Raw genomic sequence first — 21,507 nt, 5'->3', positions numbered from 1 at the left:
TGCGGCAAGTGCGGTCACTCCAGCTCACCCTCGGTTTCCAGGTAGACCTGCCGCAGTTTGTCCAAGGTCTCCTGCTCGGGGTGCTCCCACAGCTTGCGCTCGGCGGCTTCCAGGAGCCGTTCGGCGATGCCGTGCAGCGCCCACGGGTTGGACTGCTCCATGAACTTGCGGTTCACGTCGTCGAACACGTAACTCTCGGAGAGCTTTTCGTACATCCAGTCGGCGACGACATTGGTGGTGGCGTCGTAGCCGAACAGGTAGTCGACGGTGGCGGCCATCTCGAAGGCGCCCTTGTACCCGTGCCGGCGCATCGCCTCGAGCCACCGCGGGTTCACCACGCGCGCACGGAACACGCGGGCGGTCTCCTCCGAGAGCGTGCGGGTGCGCACGGCATCGGGGCGGGTCGAGTCGCCGATGTAGGCCTCGGGGTTCTTGCCGGTCAGCGCGCGAACGGTCGCGACCATGCCGCCGTGGTACTGGAAGTAGTCGTCGGAGTCGGCGATGTCGTGTTCGCGGGTGTCGGTGTTCTTGGCGGCGACCGCGATGCGCTTGTACGCGGTGCGCATGTCGTCGGCGGCGGGGGCGCCGTCGAGATCGCGGCCGTAGGCGTAGCCGCCCCAGGTGGTGTAGACCTGCGCGAGGTCGTCGTCGGTGCGCCAGCTCTTGGAATCGATGAGCTGGAGCAGGCCGGCGCCGTAGGTACCCGGCTTGGACCCGAAGATGCGCGTGGTGGCGCGCCGGGTGTCACCGTGCTCGGCGAGGTCCGATTGCGCGTGTGCGCGAATGTAATTCGACTCGGCGGGCTCGTCGAGATCGGCGACGAGGCGGACCGCGTCGTCGAGCAGCGCCAGCACGTGCGGGAAGGCGTCGCGGAAGAACCCGGAGATGCGCACCGTGACGTCGACGCGCGGGCGCCCGAGTTCTTCGAGATCGATCACCGCGAGCGAGGTGACGCGGCGGCTCGCCTCGTCCCACACCGGCCGGACACCGAGCAGCGCGAACACTTCGGCGATGTCGTCGCCGGAGGTGCGCATGGCCGAGGTGCCCCACACCGACAACCCGACCGACTTCGGGTACTCGCCGTGGTCGGCCAGGTAGCGGGCCAGCAGCGATTCCGCCATCGCCTGACCGGTTTCCCAGGCCAACCGCGACGGGACAGCCTTGGGGTCGACCGAGTAGAAGTTGCGACCGGTCGGCAGCACGTTGATCAGACCACGCAGCGGGGAACCGCTGGGGCCCGCCGGAACGAACCCGCCGTTGAGCGCATGCAGCACACGCGGGATCTCGATGCTGGTCTCACGCAGGCGCGGCACGACCTCGGTGGCGGCGAACCGCAAGATGGTGGCGACCTGGTCCAGCCGCTCGGCGTCGGCGACCACCACGGCGAGGTTCGTGCTCGACGCCGCGGCGCGGTGCCCGTCCAGGATCGCGGTCTCGAAGTCCGCGACCAGCTGCTCGACCGCGTCGACCGACCAGTCCGTCGCCTGCAACGCACCGAGCAGTTCGCGAGCACGGGCCTCGACCACATCCACGCGAACGCGGGCCTCGTCGCCGGATTCACTGAGCCCCAGCGTCTCTCGCAGGCCGGGCACATTCTGCTCGCCGCCCCACAGCTGACGGGCACGCAGCATGGCCAGTACCAGGTCGAGTTCCATCTCCCCCTCGGGAGCCTGGCTCAGGATGTGCAGGCCGTCGCGGATCTGGACGTCCTTGATCTCGCACAACCAGCCGTCGACGTGCAGGAGCATGTCGTCGAAGACGTCCTCTTCGGGGCGTTCGGCGAGACCGAGGTCGTGGTCCATCTCGGCCGCGCGCATCAGCGTCCAGATCTGCTGGCGGATGGCGGGCAGTTTGGCGGGATCGAGGGCGGAGATGTTGGCGTGCTCGTCGAGCAACTGCTCCAGGCGGGAGATGTCGCCATAGGTTTCAGCGCGCGCCATCGGCGGGATCAAATGGTCGACGAGGGTGGCGTGGGCGCGACGCTTGGCCTGGGTGCCCTCGCCGGGATCGTTGACCAGGAACGGGTAGATCAGCGGCAGATCGCCCAGCGCCGCGTCGGTACCGCAGGAGGCGGACATGCCGAGGGTCTTGCCGGGCAGCCACTCCAGGTTGCCGTGCTTGCCCAGGTGCACCATCGCGTCGGCGCCGAAACCGTCGGGCGCGGACAGCCAGCGGTAGGCGGCGAGATAGTGGTGACTCGGCGGCAGATCGGGATCGTGGTAGATCGCGACGGGGTTCTCCCCGAACCCGCGAGGCGGCTGCACCATCAGCACCACATTGCCGAAACGCAGTGCGGCGATGACGATCTCGCCCTTGGGATCGGCCGACCGGTCGACGTAGAGTTCGCCCGGCGGCGGCCCCCACGCCTCGACGACGGCCTCGCGCAGGTCTTCGGGCAGTGACTCGAACCAGCGGGTGTAGGTGGCGGCGCCGATGCGAATCGGGTTGCCCTCCAGCTGTTCCGCGCTCAACCACTCCGGGTCCTGACCGCCCGCCGCGATCAGGGCGTGGATCAGCGCGTCGCCGTCTCGTTCCACCAGGCCGGGGATCTCGTCGATATCGCCGAGATCGTAACCGGCGGCGCGCAATTCGGTGAGCAGGCGGATCGCGCTGGCCGGGGTGTCGAGACCGACGGCATTGCCGATGCGGGCGTGCTTGGTCGGGTACGCCGAGAGCATGATCGCGATCCGCTTGTCCGCGGCCGGGATGTGGCGCAGGCGGGCGTGCCGGACGGCGATCCCCGCCACGCGGGCACACCGTTCGGCGTCGGGAACATAGGCGGACAGACCGTCGGCGTCGAACTCCTTGAAGGAGAACGGCACCGTGATGATGCGGCCGTCGAATTCGGGCACCGCGACCTGGGTCGCGACGTCGAGCGGCGACAGGCCGTCGTCGTTGGCTTCCCATTGCGCGCGCCCGCTGGTCAGGCACAGGCCCTGCAGGATCGGCACGTCCAGCGCGGCGAGCGCGGCCACGTCCCAGGCCTCGTCGTCACCGCCGGCCGAGGCGGTCGCGGGCTTGCTGCCACCCGCCGCGAGGACCGTCACCACGAGGGCGTCGGCACGACCGAGCAGGCTGAGGAGTTCGGGTTCGGCGGTGCGCAGCGAGGCCGCGTAGACCGGGAGCGGGCGAGCGCCCTTGGCCTCGATCGCCTTGCACAGCGCCTCGATGTAGGCGGTGTTGCCCGCGAGATGCTGGGCGCGGTAGTAGACCACGGCGACAGTCGGGGCGTGCGGTTCGAGGATCCGCGAGGACCGGTCGAGCTCGCCCCAGGTGGGCAGCTGCGCGGGCGATTCGAAACCGTGCCCGGTCAGCAACACCGTGTCGGACAGGAAGTTGTGCAGCTGCAGCAGGTTCTCGGCGCCGCCCGCGGCGAGGTAGTTGTGCGCGTCGGCCGCGACACCGACCGGCACCGTCGAGCATTCCATCAGCTCGGCGTCGGGTGCGATCTCGCCACCCAGCGCCACCATCGGCACGCCGCTCGCCCGGATCGCGTCGAGACCCTCTTCCCAGGCGCGCTTGCCACCGAGGATTCGCACGATCACCAGATCAGCGCCGTCGAGCAGTTCCGGCAGATCCTCCACGAGCAGCCGCGCGGGATTGCCCCAGCGGTACTCGGCGCCGCTCGCGCGGGCGCTCAGCAGGTCGGTGTCGGAGGTGGACAGCAGCAGGATCACAGGGTGAGACCTTCCTCGGGTTACGCGCCCATCGGGGTATGCGGTGCTCGCCGGGGAGGGTCTGGCTGTTCACAGTGGCGCGACCGCACCGGATTTCCACCGGTTTCCTCGACGCCCGCCGAGCAAGTCGATGCTACTGGGCCTGTCCCGCCCGCAACTTTCCAGCCCGCTCCCCGCCGCTGGACAATCGATCAGCAGGCGATGGCGCGAGGGCTCCGCGCCACTGCCTGATGATCTCGATCCGCGAGGCGGTGCTCAGCCGGTCGCTGTCGTCAATGGGTGGGCCGCCGGGTGGTGTCTTCGGCCGCGATGGACACGGCGAGCTCGGCGACGACGCCGCGGATCACTGCGCCGTAGTCGTCGTCCGGAAGGATGTCCAGGCGTTCGCGGGCGGCGTCGAGGTGCCGGGTGGCGGCGGGGAACGCGCCGAGGCGGCGGAAGTTGTCGGCGAGATTGAGGTGCAGCGAGGGGTAGAAGCCGGCGACCTGGAGGCCCGCGTGGTGGTCGTTCAGGCGGGTGTCGGTGAGGGCGTCGGCGGCGTCGAGGGCGCGAACGTCCCAGACCAGGGCTTCGGCCGGGTCGTCGTAGACGTCGGCCAGGTAGTGGGCGAGGGTGCAGCGGTGCAGCGGGTCACCGGCGGGGCCCACCTCGGCCCAGACTTCGAGCAGAGTCGTGCGGGCACGTTCGGCGTCGCCGATGCGGAAGTCGTTGACCCCCTGGGTGATTCGGTCCATGATCGGGTCGGCGGTGGTCATCGGGAGGTCTCCTCGGTGGGTTCGGGTCTGCACGGCATGGCCAGGGTCGACAGGTCGCCGTCGTCGGCGGAGCGGATCAGAACAGGTTGGTCGGGGGCGATGAGGTCGAGCATCACGTCGGGCCCGACGGCGGTGGCGACGGCCGGGTAGAGGGTGGTGACGGCGAAATGGATCGTCATGGCAGGGCCGGTGGCCCTGGCCTGCGGGATGTGCCGCGCCGCACCCGGTTCCGGTGCCTGGCACGCAGCGGCCGCGGCGCTCGAACTCTCGTGCGCGATACGGCCGCCTGGCGAGGCGGTGACTGTCGGTGAGGCGTGCTCCCTCCACGAGCTGGAGGCCGTCACGGATACGGTGCCGGTGGCGGTCGTGTGCAGGACCACGGTGGGCGAGTCGGCGTGTTCCATGGCGTCGAGCAGCGCCGCACGAGTGAGCACGACTCGGGTGCGCACCGGGGCGAGGGCGGCCAGCATCGCTCGGTAGTCGGGGAAGTCGTGGGTCGAGCGGCGGCAGCAGCGGCGGGTGTCGTCCGGCTGGGCGGCGTGGCGCGTCGGCGGCTCGCCGTCTCCGTCGGCGCGGTCTCGGTCGACTGAATCCGTTGTGGCCATGCGGAATTCGATGCTGTCGCGATGGGGGCGGATCGCGACGGCGTGCCGGCGACGCAACCAGGACGCGGCCGCACGGAGGTCGTCGACGTCCACCGTCGCGTCCCAGACCGCGGCACCGACGCGGGTGGGGCGGACGGTGCGGGTCGCCAGGCGGTAGCGATCCGTCGCGGTGAGGATCAGCTGGTGCCCGTCGGTCTCGAACAGCATCGTGTCGAGTACCGCCAGATCCGGATCGGCGACGGTGGCCGTCGCGACCTGGTCGATCGCCGCCGCCAGCACCGGTCCGCGCACCCACACGTCGTCGCGCGTTCCCGGCAGACCTCGCTCCGACTCCGGGTTTCGCACGAGCGGCGATCGAGTACTGCCTCGATCACCGGTCGGCACCGAGATCTGGTCGCGGTGCCCGCTCCCACCGAATGCGGACGCCGATCCGTGGGTGGACAGGAGGGCGCCGAGGGCGGCCGCGGCGGCGGCGCGGACCTCGCCCTGGTGCCGGTCCAGGTCGGCGAGGTGCTCGTCGAGGAGGACGAGCGCACGGGCGGGGTCGGGTTCGGCGAGCAGGGCGGTCACCGCGGGTAGTGGCATGTCCATCGCGCGCAGGTGACGCAGGAGGCGGGCGGGAGCGGACTGCTCCGGGGCGTAGTAGCGGTAGCCGGTGACCGCGTCGACGACGGCAGGGGCGAGGATGCCGGCGTCCGCGTAGAAGCGCAGGGCACTGGCGCTCAGGCCGCAGGCGCGGGCGAAGGCTCCGATGGTGATCAGCTCGGTGTCGGGCACCGGTTCATGATCGGGGTTCGAGTGAGTCGAAGGTCAAGTCGTCGATCGGTCGGTGCCCGCGGCGACCATCTCCGGGGAACCCGTGCCGAGATTGCGGTACACGTTCGCGACCACCAGCTGACCGAGGGCGTTGTTGCCGACGCCACCGATCACCGCACCGATACCCGCCGGAATCAGGGTGCCGAACAGCAGCAGTGTGCGTTTGACCAGGTAGTTGACGATGAACCGCTTGGCCGGGGAGTCGGGCATGCTCGCCAGACCGGGGATGTGGTCGGTGACGACCGAGAGCCACTGGCCCGTCTTGTGGCCCGCGGTCTCGTCGAGCACCTTGGTGCCCGCGTCGCCGAGCACGACCTTCGACACCAGACGCGCTTGCCGCGAATCGTCGGGATCGAGGCCGTACGCCGCGGCGGCGCCGACGGACAGCACCGTGGACGCCTCGAGGAACACGAGGGTGTCCACTCCGGTCGCGGCCAGGCCGAGCACCGTGCCCACCCCCGGCACCGCGGCGGTGAGCCCCACCGTGACCCCGCTGGCGGTGACGACCACCAGGTACTGGCGCGAGAGCCGCTGCACGATCTCCACCGGCGCGTCCTGCGGGTGTCTGCGGCCCAGCCAGTCGACGTAGCGGTGCACCACCGGCGCTTGCGCCTGCGCGACCCTGTCGAGCGCGGGAACGACACGCTTGTCCACGAATTCACGTAGCATGCGGCGACTCTCCTGTCGGTACTCGGCTGGCGAAGGATCCGCCACTCACCCTAGCGACTACCCGCGAATCGCAGTGTCACGCGAGACGGCCTCGTCACATCCGCCGGGCCGCGCGGCCGGTCGACCGCACCGCAGGGTGGAGTGAGCGGCGGCCCATCACGCTGAGGTACGGGGCGTAGCGGGTGCGTCGTAGGCTTGAGCATCATGACCAGGAGCGCGCCCGATTCTTGCCCAGGGGTTCTGCGGTTGCATCAAGCTGCCGACGGGCCGTTGGCGCGGATCCGCGTGCCGGGCGGGCGGTTGACATCGGCGCAGTTGCAGGCATTGGCCGACGCGGCGCGCGACCTGGGCAACGGGAACCTCGAGCTGACCTCGCGGGGAAATATCCAGCTGCGGCAGGTCCGGGACGCCTCCGAACTCGCGCAACGGCTGGACGAGGCGGGTCTGCTGCCCAGCGAGACCCACGAGCGGGTGCGCAATATCGTGGCCTCACCGCTGTCCGGGCGAGTCGGCGGGTTCGCGGACGTGCACGGGCTCGCGATCGACCTCGACGCCGGATTGCGCGGCGATCCGCAGCTGGCGCAGCTGCCGGGACGCGTGCTGTTCACCCTCGACGACGGACGCGGTGATGTGAGCACGCTGCGCGGTGACATCGGCGTTCAGGCGGTGGGCGCCGACGAGTTCGCGCTGCTGCTGGCGGGCGCCGACACCGGGCTTCGGGTCACCGCGGGCGAAGCGGTCGACGTGATGCTCGACGCGGCGCGCGGCTTTCTCGATCTGCGGGGAACCAGCGAGTCGGGGCAGTGGCGGTTGCACGAGATTCCGGGCGGGGTCGAATCGGTGGTCGAGACGCTCGACCGCTCTCCCGTCGGCGAACCTCTCGAACTCGGTGCGACACACGCTGTTCCGATCGGCTGGCTCGATCAGGAGGACGGCCGCGTCACGCTCGGCGCCGGGGTACCACTGGGTACGTTGTCGGCCAGGACGACCGAATTCCTCGCCGCTGTCGAACGGCCCGTCTTCGTCACCCCCTGGCGCAGCCTGGTGATCACCGACCTCGACGAGGGGCCCGCCGAAACCGTGGTGCGCGTGCTCGCGCCGATGGGTCTGATCTTCGATGCGAATTCCCCGTGGTTGCAGGTCAGCGCATGCGCCGGGCAACCCGGCTGCGCGAAATCGCACACCGATGTCCGCGCCGACCTGGCCGCCGCCATCGAATCCGATCGCGTTCTCCCCGAGGCGGCCGGACTCGGGCGGTCGACCACCGCCGCATCGGCCGATCCCGAGAACGGCACCGCCACCGAGACCTCCGAGCAGCGGCTGCCCACGAAGGAACTCGTTCCGGCCGAATCCGTCACCGTGGCGGGTCGCCAGCACTGGTCCGGGTGCGATCGACGCTGCGGTCGCCCACGCGGTCCCGTGACCGATGTCGTCGCCACCGATCACGGCTATCGCGTCGACACCGACGACGCGACCACCACGTCCTGACCCCACCCCGGCCGAGCGAAACTCGATCGACGGTCGCGGAATCGTTTCGTACCCTTGCCTTCTCACTACGAGGGGGTTCCCATGTCCACACTGCAGGTGACGGCCGAGCGGCTCGTTGTCGTGCCACATCCGAATGCCGATCGGCTCGAGCTGGCCCAGGTGGGGCTGTACCGGGCCGTGGTCGCCAAGGGCCAGTTCGCGACCGGGGATCACGCGATCTACATTCCGGAACAGTCGGTGCTGCCCGAGGAGCTGATCGCCGAGCTCGGCCTGACCGGGAAACTCGCGGGCTCGCTGCGCAATCGGGTGAAGGCGGTCCGGTTGCGTGGTGAGCTGTCGCAGGGCATCGTGTGCACCCCGGCCGCGCTGGACGGAGCGGATCTCGCGGCCGCCGCGATCGAGCGGACCGACTTCGCCGAGTCGCTGAGGATCGTGAAATGGGTTCCGCCGGTACCGGTCTCGATGTCGGGACAGGTCGAGTCGGCGCCGGATCTGCTGCAGTGGGTCGACGTCGAGAACATCAAGCGGTTTCCCGACATCTTCACCGCCGGGGAGCCGGTGGTGGCGACCGAGAAGATCCACGGCACCGCCTGCCTGCTCACCCATGTGCGTGACGGCGACCGAATCCTGGTGTCGTCCAAGGGTGTCGGTGGTCGGTCGCTGTCGCTGACCGAGGCCGACGGCAACCTGTACTGGCGCGCCATGCGCGCCCACGGGCTCGACGAAGCCGCTCGCAAACTCGCCGCCGCGCTCGACGCGGACCGCATCGGCCTGTTCGGCGAGGTGTACGGCGCGGGCGTGCAGGACCTGCACTACGGCGCGTCCGCCGCGCACGACGAGTCGCTCGGCTTCGGGCTGTTCGACATCGCGGTGGACGCGGGCGCGGCGCCGGTCCGCTGGCTCGACCATCACGAGATCAGCGCCCTGCTCGACGATCTCGGCCTCACCGTCTCGCGCGTGCCGGTCCTCTACGAGGGCGCCTACGACGCCGAGTTGCTCATGGAGTTGGCCGAGGGCACCGAAACCGTCAGCGGCGCGGGCGCCAACATCCGCGAGGGCCTGGTGGTGCGGGCTGCCGCCGAACGCCCGTCGCCGATTCTCGGTGGCCGGGCGATCGGCAAGATCGTCTCCGAGGCGTACCTGTTGCGCGACGGCGGCACCGAGTACGAGTGAACCACGGCGCTACGCGTGCACTGCCCATCGACGATCGGATTTCTTCTCGATCACGGGGACAGTGCACGCGTAGCGCGGCATTCAGCAGATCCCGCGCCGACTACGCCGGACGCGCTGAGCGCAGTGTCTCCGAGACCACCGCGGCGGCGAGGGTGACCAGCACGCCGAGCACCAACCACACCCCACCGATGTGCGGCGCCGCCCCACCGAGCGCGAGCGCCGCCACCAGGCACGGCACCGGCCACCGCAGCAACCACCCTGCCCCGGCGCTGCGCACCCCACCGAGGCCGCACACCAGGAAGAAAGCGGCGGCACCGCCACCGAGCACCCAGCCGAGCCCGGCGGGCAGATGACCCGACGGGTGCGCCGCCACCAGACCCAACCCCGCGGCGACCGTCGCGATCGCACCACTGATCGCGCAGTGCACGGCCATCACCCGCTGATAGGGCATACCGACAGCGCCCGACGCCTCTCCCATCAGGCGCGGCACGAACCCGTAGCGCAAGGTCAGCGCCCACATCGCGATCAGGCACAGGAACGATCCCGCCCCGATGACGCACACCGCGACGGTCCATTCCTCCGCCGACACCGCCGCGATCACCGAGATCACCCCTTCACCCAGCACGATGATCAGATACTGGCCGAGCCGTTCCCCCAGGTGCGGCGCATCGGCGTGCAGCGCTTGCAGTTTCGGTGGCGTCATCTCGCGCGAGCGTCGACCCGGCCCGCCGCGTGGTGGCCGACCGCCGCCGCGGCGCACCCGGGCCCGCACCCGCCGTTCGGCGTCGACCATCAGCCGTTCCGAGTCGATGGCGAACATGATCCACAGGTCGATCGCGAGCCCCACCGCCCACAGCACGAACTTCCACGGTGCGGGCACCCACAGCGACACCAGCCAGGGCACGGTGCCCGCGCCGATCTGCGCGATCGGCCAGTCCACCACGATCTGGCCACGCTGCCACGCCGACGACGACGCCACCCGCACCAGCACATAGATGGCGGCGAAGACGTTCATGTGCTCGTCGGGGGCACCGTCGACGGCGGCCATCATCACGCACAGACCGAACATGCACCCGAACACCATCGTGGTGCGCGCCTGCTCGCCCGCGACGTTGCTGTACACGGTGACACAGGCCCACACCACCCAGAAGGCCAGGTACAGCACCACATACAGCCCGAACTCACCCAGCGAGGGGCCGCGGTGCAACAGGTGGGTGAGCTGGCCGATACCCGCCACGGCGACCAGGTCGAAGAACAGCTCGGTCCAGCTCGCGCGCCGCTCCTCGGTGCTGTGCTCGGGGTGTGCCATCGGCCCAGTATGTGGGCGGTGGCGGTGCGGTCCGGCTAGCCCACGATCGTGTCGCGGCGAGTGTGCAGCTCGAGCACGCAGCACTTCACGCCGCCGCCGCCCTTACGCAGTTCGGACAGATCCAGCGCAACGGGGACGAATCCCCGCGCACGCAGCTGCGCGATGAGGCCGGTGGCGCCGGGGTCGAGGAAGACGTGTTCGCCGTCGCTGAGTCCGTTCAAGCCGAAGCACAGCGCGTCGTTGTCGTCGGCGAGGATCGCGTCGGGGTAGAGCGCGGTCAGCACGTCGCGAGCGGCCGGGCTGAACGCGGCCGGGTAGTAGGCCACGGTGGTGTCGTCGAGGACCATCAGCGCGGTGTCGAGATGATAGAAGCGCGGGTCGACCAGCTCGAGCGACACCACCGGCACGTCGAAGAACCGTTCCACCTCCGCGTGCGCGGACAGCGAACAGCGGAACCCGACACCGGCCAGAATCCGCTGTCCGGCGAACGCGAAATCGCCCTCCCCCTCGTTGGTTTCGGCCGCGGCGGCCAGGGCCCGCAGTTCCCGTGCGCCGAACCACCGGTGAAAAGCGGGCCCCTCGGCAGCGCGTTCGGGGTGGGCGAACCGGGCCGAGAGCGCGTGTCCACCGATCACGATGCCGCTGTTGGCGGCGAAGACCATATCCGGCAGACCGGGTTCGCCGGGCACCGTTTCCACGGTGTGCCCGTGTGCTTCGAGGGTCGCGCGCAGGATCTCCCACTGGGCGAGCGCGCGCGCCCGATCGACCGGAGCGGCCGGATCCATCCACGGATTGATCGCGTAGGTGACCTCGAAATGGTCGGGGCGGCACAGCACATAACGGCGCGGGGAGGCGGTCCGCGCGGGTGCTGAGACACGAAGGGGGCTGGCGGCGGTCATCAGGACTCCTGGTGGCAGCGCGGACGGTTTCACCGACCGTAATCGCCGTTCCATTGCGTCCGGAACACCGATTCGTTGTGCATTTCGATGTAAGAATGGGGAATCATTGCGTGACGAAGCGAAGGAGCGACGTGGACGATATCGATCGGCGCATTCTCGCGGAGCTGCTCGTCCACGCCCGCGCCTCGTTCCAGGAGATCGGTTCGGTGGTCGGGTTGTCCGCGCCCGCGGTGAAGCGGCGGGTGGACAAGATGGTCGCGAGCGGACAGATCACCGGGTTCACCGCGCAGGTCAACCCGGCCGCGCTGGGCTGGAAAACCGAGGCCTACGTCGAGGTCTACTACCGCGACAACATCTCCCCGGCCGAGCTGCGCCGCACCCTCGAACCGATTCCACAGGTCGTCGGGGTGTGGACGATCGCGGGCGAGGCCGACGCGCTCGTGCATGTGATGGCCACCGATATGGCCGAGATCGAGGTGACGGTCGAGCGGATCAGGGAGAACGCGCGCGTCGGGCGCACCCGCAGCTCGCTGGTGATGTCGCGCATTCTCGAACGCCCCCGCACCTGAGCCGCCGGACACCACGTCAGACCCAGGTTCTAGGGTTGTCGCCATGTCCGACGTGCGTGCCAGCTACCTCACCGACGGGGCCGAGATCTATCGGCGCTCGTTCGCGACGATCCGCGCCGAGGCGGATCTCGCCGGTTTCCCCGCCGATGTGGAACGGGTGGCGGTGCGGATGATCCACGGCTGCGGGCAGGTCGACCTGGCCCCCGACATCGCCTTCTCCGCCGGTGTGGTCGCCGCCGCGCGCGCCGCGCTGCACGCGGGGAAGCCGATCATCTGCGATGCCAATATGGTCGCCTCGGGGGTGACCCGCAAGCGGCTGCCCGCCGACAACGCGGTGCTGTGCAACCTGACCGACCCGCGCGTGCCCGAACTCGCCGCGCGACTGGGCAATACACGCTCGGTGGCGGCGCTCGAGCTGCTGCGCGACCAGCTCGACGGCGCGGTGGTGGCCATCGGCAACGCCCCGACCGCGCTGTTCCACCTGCTCGACATGCTCGATGCCGGTGCGCCGCGACCCGCGGCGATCATCGGCATCCCGGTCGGGTTCATCGGCGCCGCCGAATCCAAGCAGGCACTGATCGACTTCGGCGGGATCGAGTATCTGACCGTCCGCGGCAGGCGCGGCGGCAGCGCGATCACCGCGTCTGCACTGAATGCGATTGCGAGCGAACAGGAGTGAGTGAGATCAGCACCGGCAAACTGTGGGGCATCGGCCTCGGTCCCGGCGACCCGGAACTGGTGACGGTGAAGGCCGCCCGGCTCATCGCCGAAGCCGATGTGGTCGCCTTCCACAGCGCCAAGCACGGCCGCAGTATCTCCCGCGCCATCGCGGAACCGTATCTGCGCGCCGGGCAGATCGAGGAGCACCTCGTCTACCCGGTCACCGTGGAGACCACCGATCATCCCGGCGGATACCAGGGCGCGATCGACGAGTTCTACGAGCAGGCGGCCGCGCGGCTGGCCACCCATCTGGCCGCGGGGCGCACCGTCGCGTTGCTCGCCGCCGGTGATCCGCTGTTCTACTCCTCCTACATGCACATGCACCGGCGGCTGGCCGATCGATTCGACGCCGAGATCGTCCCCGGCATCACCTCGGTGAGCGCGGCCTCCGCGGCGCTGGGAACTCCGCTGGTCGAGGGTGAGCAAGTGCTGACGGTGCTGCCCGGCACCATGCCCGTCGAGGAGCTGACCGAGCGCCTGCGCGAGACCGACGCCGCGGCGATCATGAAGCTGGGACGCACGTTTCCCGGTGTGCGCCAGGCACTCTCGGATTCCGGCCGGTTGGCCGACGCGTACTACGTCGAACGCGCGAGCAGCACTCGACAGCGAGTACTCGCCGCGGCCGACGTCGACGAGGCCGACGTGCCGTACTTCTCGATCACCCTGGTCCCGGGTCCGACGCCGACCACTGTGATCCCCGCTCGCGGCACCAGCGTTCGTCAGCCCACCGTCGCCGACGACCGCACAGGCACTGCGGCTGCGGCGACTGGCCTTCCTGACGAATCGGCGAATGCGCCGGGCGAGGTCGTCGTCGTCGGCCTCGGGCCCGGCGACGCGGACTGGACGACGCCGCAGGTCACTGCCGCGTTGGCCGAGGCGACAGACCTCGTCGGGTACACCACCTACATCAATCGCGTCCCCGAGCGGACGGGTCAGCGTCGGCACGCCAGCGACAACAAGGTCGAATCCGAGCGCGCCGCGATGGCGCTGGACCTGGCCAAGCGGGGCGCGCGTGTCGCAGTGGTGTCCTCGGGCGATCCGGGCGTTTTCGCGATGGCGGCCGCCGTCCTCGAGGTGTCGGCCGAACCTCAGTTCAAGGACGTCCCGGTGCGGGTGCTGCCCGGCCTGACGGCCGCCAACGCGGTGGCCAGCCGGGTCGGCGCACCGCTCGGGCACGACTACGCGATGATCTCGCTGTCGGATCGGCTCAAGCCGTGGGATGTCGTCGCACAACGCCTTTCGGCGGTCGCGGCGGCGGATATGGCCATCGCGATCTACAACCCGGCCTCCTCGCAGCGCCGCTGGCAGGTGGGCGCCATGCGCGAGGTCCTGCTCGAGCACCGCCCGCCGCACACACCGGTGGTGCTCGGTCGCGATGTCGGCGGTCCGACCGAATCCGTCCGGGTGATCACGCTCGGTGAGCTCGATCCCGACGAGGTCGACATGCGCACCCTGCTGATCATCGGATCCTCGACCACCACCATGTTCGACACGCCGGAAGGCACCCGCGTTTTTACTTCGCGTAGGTACGGGTCGACAGCAAGCCGGTAATCCGCGTCGGACAATACACAAACCGCACGGTCGGTACCCCGCATCACCCCGGCCGAGCGGGCACCGAATCCGCACCGCAGGCAACCCTGGCGACCCCATGGTCGACCGAGACTTCCGCGGCCCTCGGCAACCCCGCGCGGCCGGCGAGGCCCGGCGACACGCCCGTGCGATGGCACACTTGTTCCGCGGGCATGCCCGCATGCACAACAGCGTGACAGCTCGTTTCCTGGTTCGATTCCCCAACGCGTCCCACGAGGACGATGAAAGGATTCACCACGATGAGAGTTCAGCACCACGCACAGAACACTGTCGGTACCCGATTACGGCGCGGTGTGACGGTCGGCCTGATAGCCGCCGCCATGGCGGTTCCCGTCGCGGGGATCGCCTCGGCTCAACCGCCGGCCCCGCCCGCGCCACCAGCGGCACCCGCCGCGCCCGCAGCACCTGCGGCACCGGCCGCACCCGAGCCCGGGGCACTCGGGGCGCCCGGATTGCCCGGCCTGCCGAGTCTGCCCGGGGCACCTCTCGCCGAAAGCGCTGCCGGCATCACGCTGGTGGTGAACGGCCTCGACGGCGAGCCCATCCAGGTCAGCATCGACAGCACGGCCACGGTCAAGGACCTGAAGGGCCTCATCCAGGAACAGACCGGGGTTCCGGTGGCCGATCAGCAGCTCATCACCGAGAGCGAAGTCAAGCTCGAGGACTCCAATACCCTGGCGTCCTACGAACTGGCCGACGGTGACGTCGTGAACCTCGCGTTGGCCTGACCCGACGGGTCGATCACCGCGGCGGTGGCGCTCAGCACGCGAGCACCACCGCCGCACCCCGGTCCGGCGAACGCGCCGCAACACCGGCACTATTGGTGGACTGCGCACCCAGGCGTAACATTCCACTTAGGAATGTAGTTCGAAGGGAGTTGACCGTTGACCGACACCGCGACTCGACGCCGCCCACTGAACTCCACCGCGGCCTCGCTACTCGGGTTCCTGCACGAGGGCCCGAAGTCGGGCTGGGATCTCGCCACGCAGGCCCAGCAACGCATCGGCGACTTCTGGACCATCACACAGAGCCAGGTCTATCGCGAACTGTCCACGATGGACACCGCGGGCCTGGTGACCAAAGGCGAACGTGGCGCCAGGGAGCGCACGCCGTACCGGATCACCGATATCGGGCGTGAGGCCTTCGCCGAGTGGATCGGGCGCGATCCCGGCGCCGAGACCATCCGCGTGCCACTGCTGCTCACGCTGTCCTTCGGCGAGCACCTGGATCCCGCGCATCGCGATCGGATCATCGCCGCCAACAAGAACATTCATCAAGATCGCCTCGACCGCTACCTCGACGAAGACGAGACCGCCCTGGCTCCCCACCAGCGCGCGACCCTCGAATTCGGCATCGCCTATGAGCGCGCGGTCCTGCACTGGTTCGACCAGCTGCCGACGATCTTCACACCGCCGAACCCGCGCTGACGGAATTCGGCCCTGCCGCTCGGTTCAGCCCACTCGGTGCGATGCGGATTCCCGCAGCCACTCGACCGCGTCGCCGACCTCGGCCACGGTGACGGCGCCCGCGGGCAGCGGTGGCCGGTCGATCATGATCACCGGCAGCCCCGCGGTGCGGGCAGCGAAGATCTTCGCCTCGGTCTGCTCGCCGCCGCTGTTCTTCGTGACCAGCACGTCGATGCGATGCCGCGACATCAGCACGAGTTCCTCGTCGAACGTGAACGGCCCCCGCGCCAGCAACAGTTTGGCGCGCGGCGGCAACGGGACATCAGGGGCGTCGATGGAGCGGATGACGAAACCGTGACCCGTGCAACCCGCGAACGCGCCGACGCCCTGGCGGCCGATGGTCAGCAGGACTTGTTCGTCGCGCGCGGTCAGTGCCGCGGCCGCCGCGGCGAGATCGGGCACGCGGGTCCACAGGTCGCCGCGCCGCTGCACCCACTCGGGGCGGCGCAGATGCAGCGCCGGGATATCCAGCTCGGCCGCGGCCGTGGCGGCGTGCGCACTCACCTGTGCGGCGAAGGGATGGGTCGCGTCCACGACAGCGTCGATCGCGTTCTCGCGTAGCCAGGTTCGGAGGCCCTCGACACCACCGAACCCACCCACGCGGACCGCACCGACCGGCAGCCGCGGATTGGCGACTCGGCCGGCGAGGGAGGACACGATGTCGAGTCCACGCTCACCGGACGCTCTGCGCGCCAACTCCCTGGCTTCGCCGGTGCCACCGAGGATCAAAACTCTCAGGACAGCCCTCCGAAATCATCGGCACCGGCATCGCCATCGAACTTCGAGTACTTCATGTAACTCTCCATCGTGGAAAACGGCCCGGGGGATTACCCGGAACGGCAACGACCCTACCCCCGAGCCGTGGGTTCTACACGTTCGGTCCGAAACTTTTACGGCGTGCGGACCCTGCGGGAAGGGATTCACCGTGATCTGCGCGTGATCTGATCGTGATCAGGGCTGCGCGTCCACACTCCGGCGACCAGCGGGTTTTCGGACAATCCACTGAGCGACCGGCAAGTGCGGCCGCCAGGCCGTGAACCCGCCGAGCGGTTCACCCCGATAGATCTGAAATTTGCGCAGGGTGCCACCGAACCTCGCCGACCAGTCGAGCAGCAGCGCTTCCGATTCCGCGGTGACCGCGTTGGCGACCAGGCGGCCGCCGGGGCGCAGCCGCTGCCAGCACTGCTCGAACATGCCGTCCTGGGTGAGACCACCGCCGAGAAATACGGCGTCCGGCACCGAGATCTTTTCCTCGGCTAACTCTGAGCGCACCTCACCGCGGATCGTTATTCCCGGTACTCCGAGGGCGGTGATATTGGTCGCGATTTGTTCCCGCCGGGCAGGCAGCCGCTCGAACGTGACGGCGCGGCACAGCGGATGGGTACGGCACCATTCGATGGCGATACTGCCCGACCCGCCGCCGATATCCCACAGCATTTCCCCCGGTGCGGGGGCGAGAGCGGTGACGGTGAGGGCACGAACCTCGGCCTTGGTGAGCTGGCCGTCACCGGCGAAGGCAGCGTCGGCCAGGCCGGGCAATCGGGTGTCGCGACGGGTATCGGGATCGGCGCGGCAGTCGATGGCGACGATGTTGAGCGGATCGCCGGGCGGGTGCGACCAGGTAGCCGCGGAGCCGGTGTGGCGGTGTTCGGCGGGGCCGCCGAGTTGCTCGAGAACCGTCAGCGCGGAGGGTCCGAAACCCTTGTCGCGCAGCAGTTCCGCGACTCGGCTCGGTGTCGTCTCGTCTTCGCTGAGAACGAGAATCCGCCGACCTTCGGACAATTCGGGCACCACGGTGGGCAATGGCCGGGCAACCACACTCACCACCGGGGTTTCGGCCAGTGGCCACCCGAGCCGCGCGCACGCCAGCGACACCGAGGAGGGCTGCGGGAACACACGCAGCGCCGCCGGGCCGAACCGGCGCGCCAGGGTGACGCCGATGCCGTAGAACATCGGATCCCCGCTGGCCAGCACGCCGATGCGTCGACCGGCATTGCGCCCGAACAACTCCGGCAGGGCGGGCAGCAGCGGTGTCGGCCACGGCACCCGCTCGATATCACCGGCCGGGAGCAGCGCCAGTTGACGCGAGGAGCCGAACACCACGTCACAGTCCCCGATGGCCCGGCGGACGTTCTCCCCCAGCCCCGCCCAACCGTCGGCCCCGATGCCGGCCACCACGATCGGGTGGCCGGTCCAGTCCGTCGCCGCGTCGCCGGACGCGGTCACCGTGGCATCCGACGCCAGACGGATTGCGGGAGCAGGCGCATCACGAAGAAGGCGAGGGCAAGGCGGCCGGGGACCGCGACCCGGGTGGCGCCCTTGCCGAGGCTGCGGACCACGGCGTCGGCGACCTGGTCGGGAGTGCTGGCCAGAGGGGCGGGTTCCATGCCGGTGGTCATGCGCCCGATCACGAAGCCCGAGCGCACCAGCAACAGCTGCACGCCGGTGCCGTGCAGGGCGTCGCCGAGGCCGCTGGCGAAGCCGTCCAGGCCCGCTTTGGCCGAACCGTAGACATAGTTCGCCCGCCGCACGCGCACGCCCGCGATCGAGCTGAAGACGACGATCTGGCCGGATCCCTGCGCACGCATCACGGTCGCCAGGGTCGTGAGGACACTGACCTGGGCGACGAAATCGGTGTGCACGACCGCCACCGCGTGCGCCGGGTCGTGTTCGGCACGATCCTGATCGCCGAGGACGCCGAAGGCGAGCACCGCTGTCGCGATGCCACCGTGCTCGGCGGCGAGCTTGTCCAGCAGGGGCGCGTGGGTGGCGGTCTCGTCGGCGTCGAATTCCACGGTGTGCACGGCGGTCGCGCCCGCCGCGCGCACCTGCTCGACCTCGGCCGCCAACGCGTCGGCACGGCGAGCGGCCAGGATCACCACCCGTCCGGGTGCCAGCCTGCGCGCCACTTCGAGGCCGATCTCACTGCGCCCGCCCAGGACCAGCACCGGCCCATCGTTCTGCTGCGTTCCCATAGCGCCAGTCTGTCATCCGGCCCGTGCGGCCGGTGCCGGCCTGCCTCTGTTGTGTGCACGGCGCGAACCCGCGCAGCAACGCGCTGGTCGGCCCGGCTACCGTTTCCGGCATGCCGACCGCCACCGCCCAGCTGTCCCCCGCTGCCCTCGCGTTCGTCACCGAGCGGCATCTGGCCACGCTCACCACGCTGCGCGCCGACGGCACTCCGCACGTGGTGGCCGTGGGCTTCACCTGGGATCCGGAGAGCGGGATCGCTCGCGTGATCACCGACGGCGCGTCGGTGAAGGCACGCAATGCCGGACGAGGCGGCTACGCGGCGGTGAGCCAGGTCGAGGGGCCGCGCTGGCTGACCCTCGAAGGGCCGGCGACGGTACTCGACGACAGCGCCGACGTCGCCGAGGCCGTGCGTCGCTACACCGAGCGCTACCGGGTCCCCCGCGAGAACCCGACACGTGTGGTCGTCGCGATCCAGGTGCGCCGGGTGCTGTCGTCGGGCACGCTGAAATAGCCTCCCGAACCCGCTCGGCGCAGCGCGGGCGCGCGCCGCTCCGGGGCCCGCTTACAGCACCGTCAGGCCGTGCGGCCGATTGTTCATCGACTCCACACCGTCGTCGGTGACGACCACGATGTCCTCGATCCGCGCGCCCCATTCGCCGCGGAAATAGATTCCCGGCTCGATGCTGAACGCCATGCCCGGCTCGAGAACGAGGTCGTTACCCGCCACGATGTAGGGCTCCTCGTGCACCGACAGGCCGATGCCGTGGCCGGTGCGGTGGATGAAGGCGTCGCCGAGGCCCGCGTCGGCGAGCACGGTGCGGGCGGCGGCGTCGATGGATTCCGCGCTCACTCCCGGCCGGACCGCCGCGACAGCGGCGGCCTGGGCGGCCTCGAGGACCGCCACCTGTTCGACGATCTCCGGGTGCGGGGTGCCGAGTACATAGGTGCGGGTCGAGTCCGAGTAGTAGCCGGGTTCGACGGGGCCACCGATGTCGATGACCACCACGTCGCCCTGCTCGATGACGCGATCGGAGACCTCGTGGTGCGGGTCGGCGCCGTGCGGTCCACTGCCCACGATGACGAAGGCCGCCTCGGTGTGGCCTTCCTCGACTATCGCGGCGGTGATATCGGCGCTCACCTCGGCCTCGGTGCGACCGGCCCGCAGGAACTCGCCCATCCGCGCGTGTACGCGGTCGATGGCCGCGCCCGCCCGGCGCAGCGCGTCGATCTCGGCCTCGTCCTTGATCATTCGCGACTCGCGCAGTACCGGCGTCGCCGAGGCGGGCAGACCGGTGGTCGATTCGGCGAGCGGGATCAGGTGCAGTGCGGGCATGGCATCGGCGACCGCGATGCGGGAACCGGCGTGCAGAATCGAGCGGACCAGCTGGTACGGATCGACGCCGTCGACCCAGTCGAGCACCCGCAGGCCGAGTTCGCCCGCCGCGGAATCGGCGAGGGAGGCCAGCTCGAGTTTCGGGATGACCACCGAGGGCGTCGATCCGTCGGCCGGGATCACCAGGCAGGTGAGCCGCTCGAAGGATTCCGCGGCCGAACCGATCAGGTACCGCAGGTCGGGGCCCGGAGTGATCAGCAGGGCGTCCAGATGCGCCGCGCGCATCAACTCGACCGCCCGCTCCAGCCGCTGACCGTAGACCTTCGCCGCGAACCTGGCATCCGTGTGCGCGCTCATAGGATCCGACGTTACCCGCCCCGCGCCGAGGGCAGCCACCGAAGCCCATCGCCACGGCCACGGCCACGGTGTCGGTGGTTCGGGGCACAATCACCGGGTGACCGCTGACGAGAGCACCCGTGGACCCCTGTTGATCCTCGACGGCGCCAGCCTCTGGTTCCGCGCCTATTACGCCATCCCCGACAAGCTCAGGGGCGCGGACGGCCGCTCGGTGAACGCGCTGCGCGGATTCACCGACATGGTGGCCTCGCTGGTCACCAAGCATCGCCCGAGCAGGCTCGTCGTCGGACTCGACCTCGATTGGCGGCCCCCGTTCCGGGTGGCCCTGGTGCCCTCCTACAAGGCGCACCGACTCGACACCAGCACCGGCGCGGCGCCCGGCGCGGAGGAAGTGCCCGACACGCTCACCCCGCAGGTCGAGATGATCCTCGAAGTGCTCGAGGCGGCGGGCATCGCCACCGGCGGCGCGGACGGCCTCGAGGCCGACGATGTGCTCGGCACCCTCGCGAGCCGGGAGCGCACCGACCCGGTCGTCGTCGTCAGCGGCGACCGCGACCTGCTGCAGCTGGTGCGCGACGAGCCCGCCCCACCGGTCCGCGTGCTCTACGTCGGCCGGGGACTCGCCAAGGCCGAACTGTTCGGCCCCGCGGAGCTCTCGGCGAAATACGGTGTGCCCGAACGGAACGCGGGCCCGGCCTACGCCGACATGGCGACCCTGCGCGGCGACGCCTCCGACGGCCTGCCCGGTGTGGCGGGCATCGGCGACAAATCAGCCGCCCAGTTGATCACGAAGTTCGGCTCGCTCGACGCGCTCATGGACGCCGTCGCCGATCCGGCGTCCGATATCGCCAAGGGTGTGCGCGCGAAACTCGGTGCCGCGCAGGACTATCTGAAGGTCGCCGCACCGGTCGTGCGGGTGGTCCGCGACGCGGAGGTGATCCTGTCGCGTCCGGATGTCCTGCCCGCCAGCCCCGCCGACCCCGACCGGCTGCTCGCGCTGGCCACCGCGTACAACGCCGAGAGCCCGATCACCCGCCTCGTCACCGCGCTCACCGCCGCACATACCGGCTGACCGGGACGAACGACGCCGGGCCGCCCGCAGTCTGCG

The 21,507-nt window shown here is 70.0% G+C and carries 19 protein-coding genes; 9 read left to right on the top strand and 10 right to left on the bottom strand.

What is annotated here, in order from left to right:
• Positions 1-14 precede the first annotated feature (14 nt).
• The 4 genes from cobN to ACFTS5_RS05040 form a co-directional block, all read right to left on the bottom strand.
• Positions 15-3,677 carry a cobaltochelatase subunit CobN gene (gene cobN / locus ACFTS5_RS05055; RefSeq protein ID WP_378627513.1) on the bottom strand — a complete coding sequence of 1,221 codons (3,663 nt, stop codon included), beginning with the start codon at positions 3,675-3,677 and terminating at the stop codon, positions 15-17.
• A gap of 272 nt (positions 3,678-3,949) precedes the next feature.
• Positions 3,950-4,432 (bottom strand): hypothetical protein, encoded by a 483-nt coding sequence (locus ACFTS5_RS05050; protein ID WP_378627512.1) that lies wholly within the window; start codon positions 4,430-4,432, stop codon positions 3,950-3,952.
• A complete protein-coding gene (locus ACFTS5_RS05045; protein WP_378627511.1) occupies positions 4,429-5,814 on the bottom strand; it encodes a MerR family transcriptional regulator in 1,386 nt (461 codons plus the stop codon). Before ACFTS5_RS05045 ends, ACFTS5_RS05050 begins: the two co-directional genes overlap by 4 nt.
• A 33-nt stretch (positions 5,815-5,847) precedes the next feature.
• Entirely contained in the window at positions 5,848-6,522 is a 675-nt protein-coding gene (locus ACFTS5_RS05040) for a hypothetical protein (protein ID WP_378627509.1), read from the bottom strand.
• Positions 6,523-6,726: 204 nt separating this feature from the next.
• Here ACFTS5_RS05040 and cobG point away from each other — a divergent pair, with 204 nt between their 5' ends.
• Together cobG and ACFTS5_RS05030 are read left to right on the top strand one after the other, a co-directional pair.
• Positions 6,727-8,010, top strand: coding sequence for a precorrin-3B synthase (gene cobG / locus ACFTS5_RS05035; RefSeq protein ID WP_378627507.1), 1,284 nt, complete (start codon positions 6,727-6,729; stop codon positions 8,008-8,010).
• An 81-nt stretch (positions 8,011-8,091) separates the two neighbouring features.
• Complete coding sequence (locus tag ACFTS5_RS05030; RefSeq protein WP_378627506.1) at positions 8,092-9,183, top strand: RNA ligase (ATP); 1,092 nt, start codon at positions 8,092-8,094, stop codon at positions 9,181-9,183.
• 100 nt (positions 9,184-9,283) lie between these two features.
• Here the strand turns inward: ACFTS5_RS05030 and ACFTS5_RS05025 are convergent, their stop codons facing one another.
• Positions 9,284-10,492 (bottom strand): low temperature requirement protein A, encoded by a 1,209-nt coding sequence (locus ACFTS5_RS05025; protein ID WP_378627504.1) that lies wholly within the window; start codon positions 10,490-10,492, stop codon positions 9,284-9,286.
• A 35-nt stretch (positions 10,493-10,527) separates the two neighbouring features.
• A complete protein-coding gene (gene ddaH / locus ACFTS5_RS05020) occupies positions 10,528-11,391 on the bottom strand; it encodes a dimethylargininase (RefSeq protein ID WP_378627502.1) in 864 nt (287 codons plus the stop codon).
• 95 nt (positions 11,392-11,486) lie between these two features.
• Between ddaH and ACFTS5_RS05015 the strand changes: the two genes are divergently transcribed.
• The 5 genes from ACFTS5_RS05015 to ACFTS5_RS04995 all read left to right on the top strand — a co-directional run bounded on the left by ACFTS5_RS05015 (position 11,487) and on the right by ACFTS5_RS04995 (position 15,697).
• Positions 11,487-11,960 (top strand): Lrp/AsnC family transcriptional regulator, encoded by a 474-nt coding sequence (locus ACFTS5_RS05015; RefSeq protein ID WP_378627501.1) that lies wholly within the window; start codon positions 11,487-11,489, stop codon positions 11,958-11,960.
• A gap of 43 nt (positions 11,961-12,003) precedes the next feature.
• Positions 12,004-12,639 (top strand): precorrin-8X methylmutase, encoded by a 636-nt coding sequence (locus ACFTS5_RS05010; RefSeq protein WP_378627499.1) that lies wholly within the window; start codon positions 12,004-12,006, stop codon positions 12,637-12,639.
• Positions 12,640-12,644: 5 nt separating this feature from the next.
• Positions 12,645-14,231, top strand: coding sequence for a precorrin-3B C(17)-methyltransferase (cobJ, locus tag ACFTS5_RS05005; protein ID WP_378628341.1), 1,587 nt, complete (start codon positions 12,645-12,647; stop codon positions 14,229-14,231).
• A 278-nt stretch (positions 14,232-14,509) separates the two neighbouring features.
• Entirely contained in the window at positions 14,510-14,998 is a 489-nt protein-coding gene (locus ACFTS5_RS05000; RefSeq protein ID WP_378627498.1) for a ubiquitin-like domain-containing protein, read from the top strand.
• 156 nt (positions 14,999-15,154) lie between these two features.
• Complete coding sequence (locus tag ACFTS5_RS04995) at positions 15,155-15,697, top strand: PadR family transcriptional regulator (RefSeq protein WP_378627497.1); 543 nt, start codon at positions 15,155-15,157, stop codon at positions 15,695-15,697.
• Positions 15,698-15,721: 24 nt separating this feature from the next.
• On the opposite strand, the gene ACFTS5_RS04990 is transcribed toward ACFTS5_RS04995, so the two are convergent.
• From ACFTS5_RS04990 to ACFTS5_RS04980, 3 genes are all read right to left on the bottom strand, one after another.
• Positions 15,722-16,474, bottom strand: a complete 753-nt coding sequence (locus ACFTS5_RS04990) for a cobalt-precorrin-6A reductase (protein ID WP_378628338.1) — start codon at positions 16,472-16,474, stop codon at positions 15,722-15,724.
• A 213-nt stretch (positions 16,475-16,687) separates the two neighbouring features.
• Entirely contained in the window at positions 16,688-17,962 is a 1,275-nt protein-coding gene (gene cbiE / locus ACFTS5_RS04985; RefSeq protein WP_378627495.1) for a precorrin-6y C5,15-methyltransferase (decarboxylating) subunit CbiE, read from the bottom strand.
• The gene (locus ACFTS5_RS04980) at positions 17,959-18,711 is read right to left on the bottom strand and encodes an SDR family NAD(P)-dependent oxidoreductase (RefSeq protein ID WP_378627493.1); all 753 of its coding nucleotides are present in this window, start codon (positions 18,709-18,711) and stop codon (positions 17,959-17,961) included. Before ACFTS5_RS04980 ends, cbiE begins: the two co-directional genes overlap by 4 nt.
• Positions 18,712-18,821: 110 nt before the next feature.
• Between ACFTS5_RS04980 and ACFTS5_RS04975 the strand changes: the two genes are divergently transcribed.
• Positions 18,822-19,220 carry a TIGR03618 family F420-dependent PPOX class oxidoreductase gene (locus ACFTS5_RS04975; RefSeq protein ID WP_378627492.1) on the top strand — a complete coding sequence of 133 codons (399 nt, stop codon included), beginning with the start codon at positions 18,822-18,824 and terminating at the stop codon, positions 19,218-19,220.
• A gap of 51 nt (positions 19,221-19,271) precedes the next feature.
• Here the strand turns inward: ACFTS5_RS04975 and ACFTS5_RS04970 are convergent, their stop codons facing one another.
• A complete protein-coding gene (locus ACFTS5_RS04970; RefSeq protein ID WP_378627491.1) occupies positions 19,272-20,399 on the bottom strand; it encodes a M24 family metallopeptidase in 1,128 nt (375 codons plus the stop codon).
• Positions 20,400-20,496: 97 nt separating this feature from the next.
• On the opposite strand from ACFTS5_RS04970, the gene ACFTS5_RS04965 reads away from it, so the two are divergent.
• Positions 20,497-21,471: a 5'-3' exonuclease H3TH domain-containing protein gene (locus ACFTS5_RS04965; RefSeq protein ID WP_378627489.1), complete on the top strand. Its 975-nt coding sequence runs from the start codon at positions 20,497-20,499 to the stop codon at positions 21,469-21,471.
• Positions 21,472-21,507: the final 36 nt, after the last annotated feature.

It is taken from the genome of Nocardia sp. NPDC056952 (assembly GCF_042674185.1).
In the GTDB taxonomy this organism is placed as follows: Bacteria; Actinomycetota; Actinomycetes; order Mycobacteriales; family Mycobacteriaceae; genus Nocardia.
Note: the sequence above shows the minus strand (reverse complement) of the source record. Positions and strands in the feature narration are given on the sequence as shown.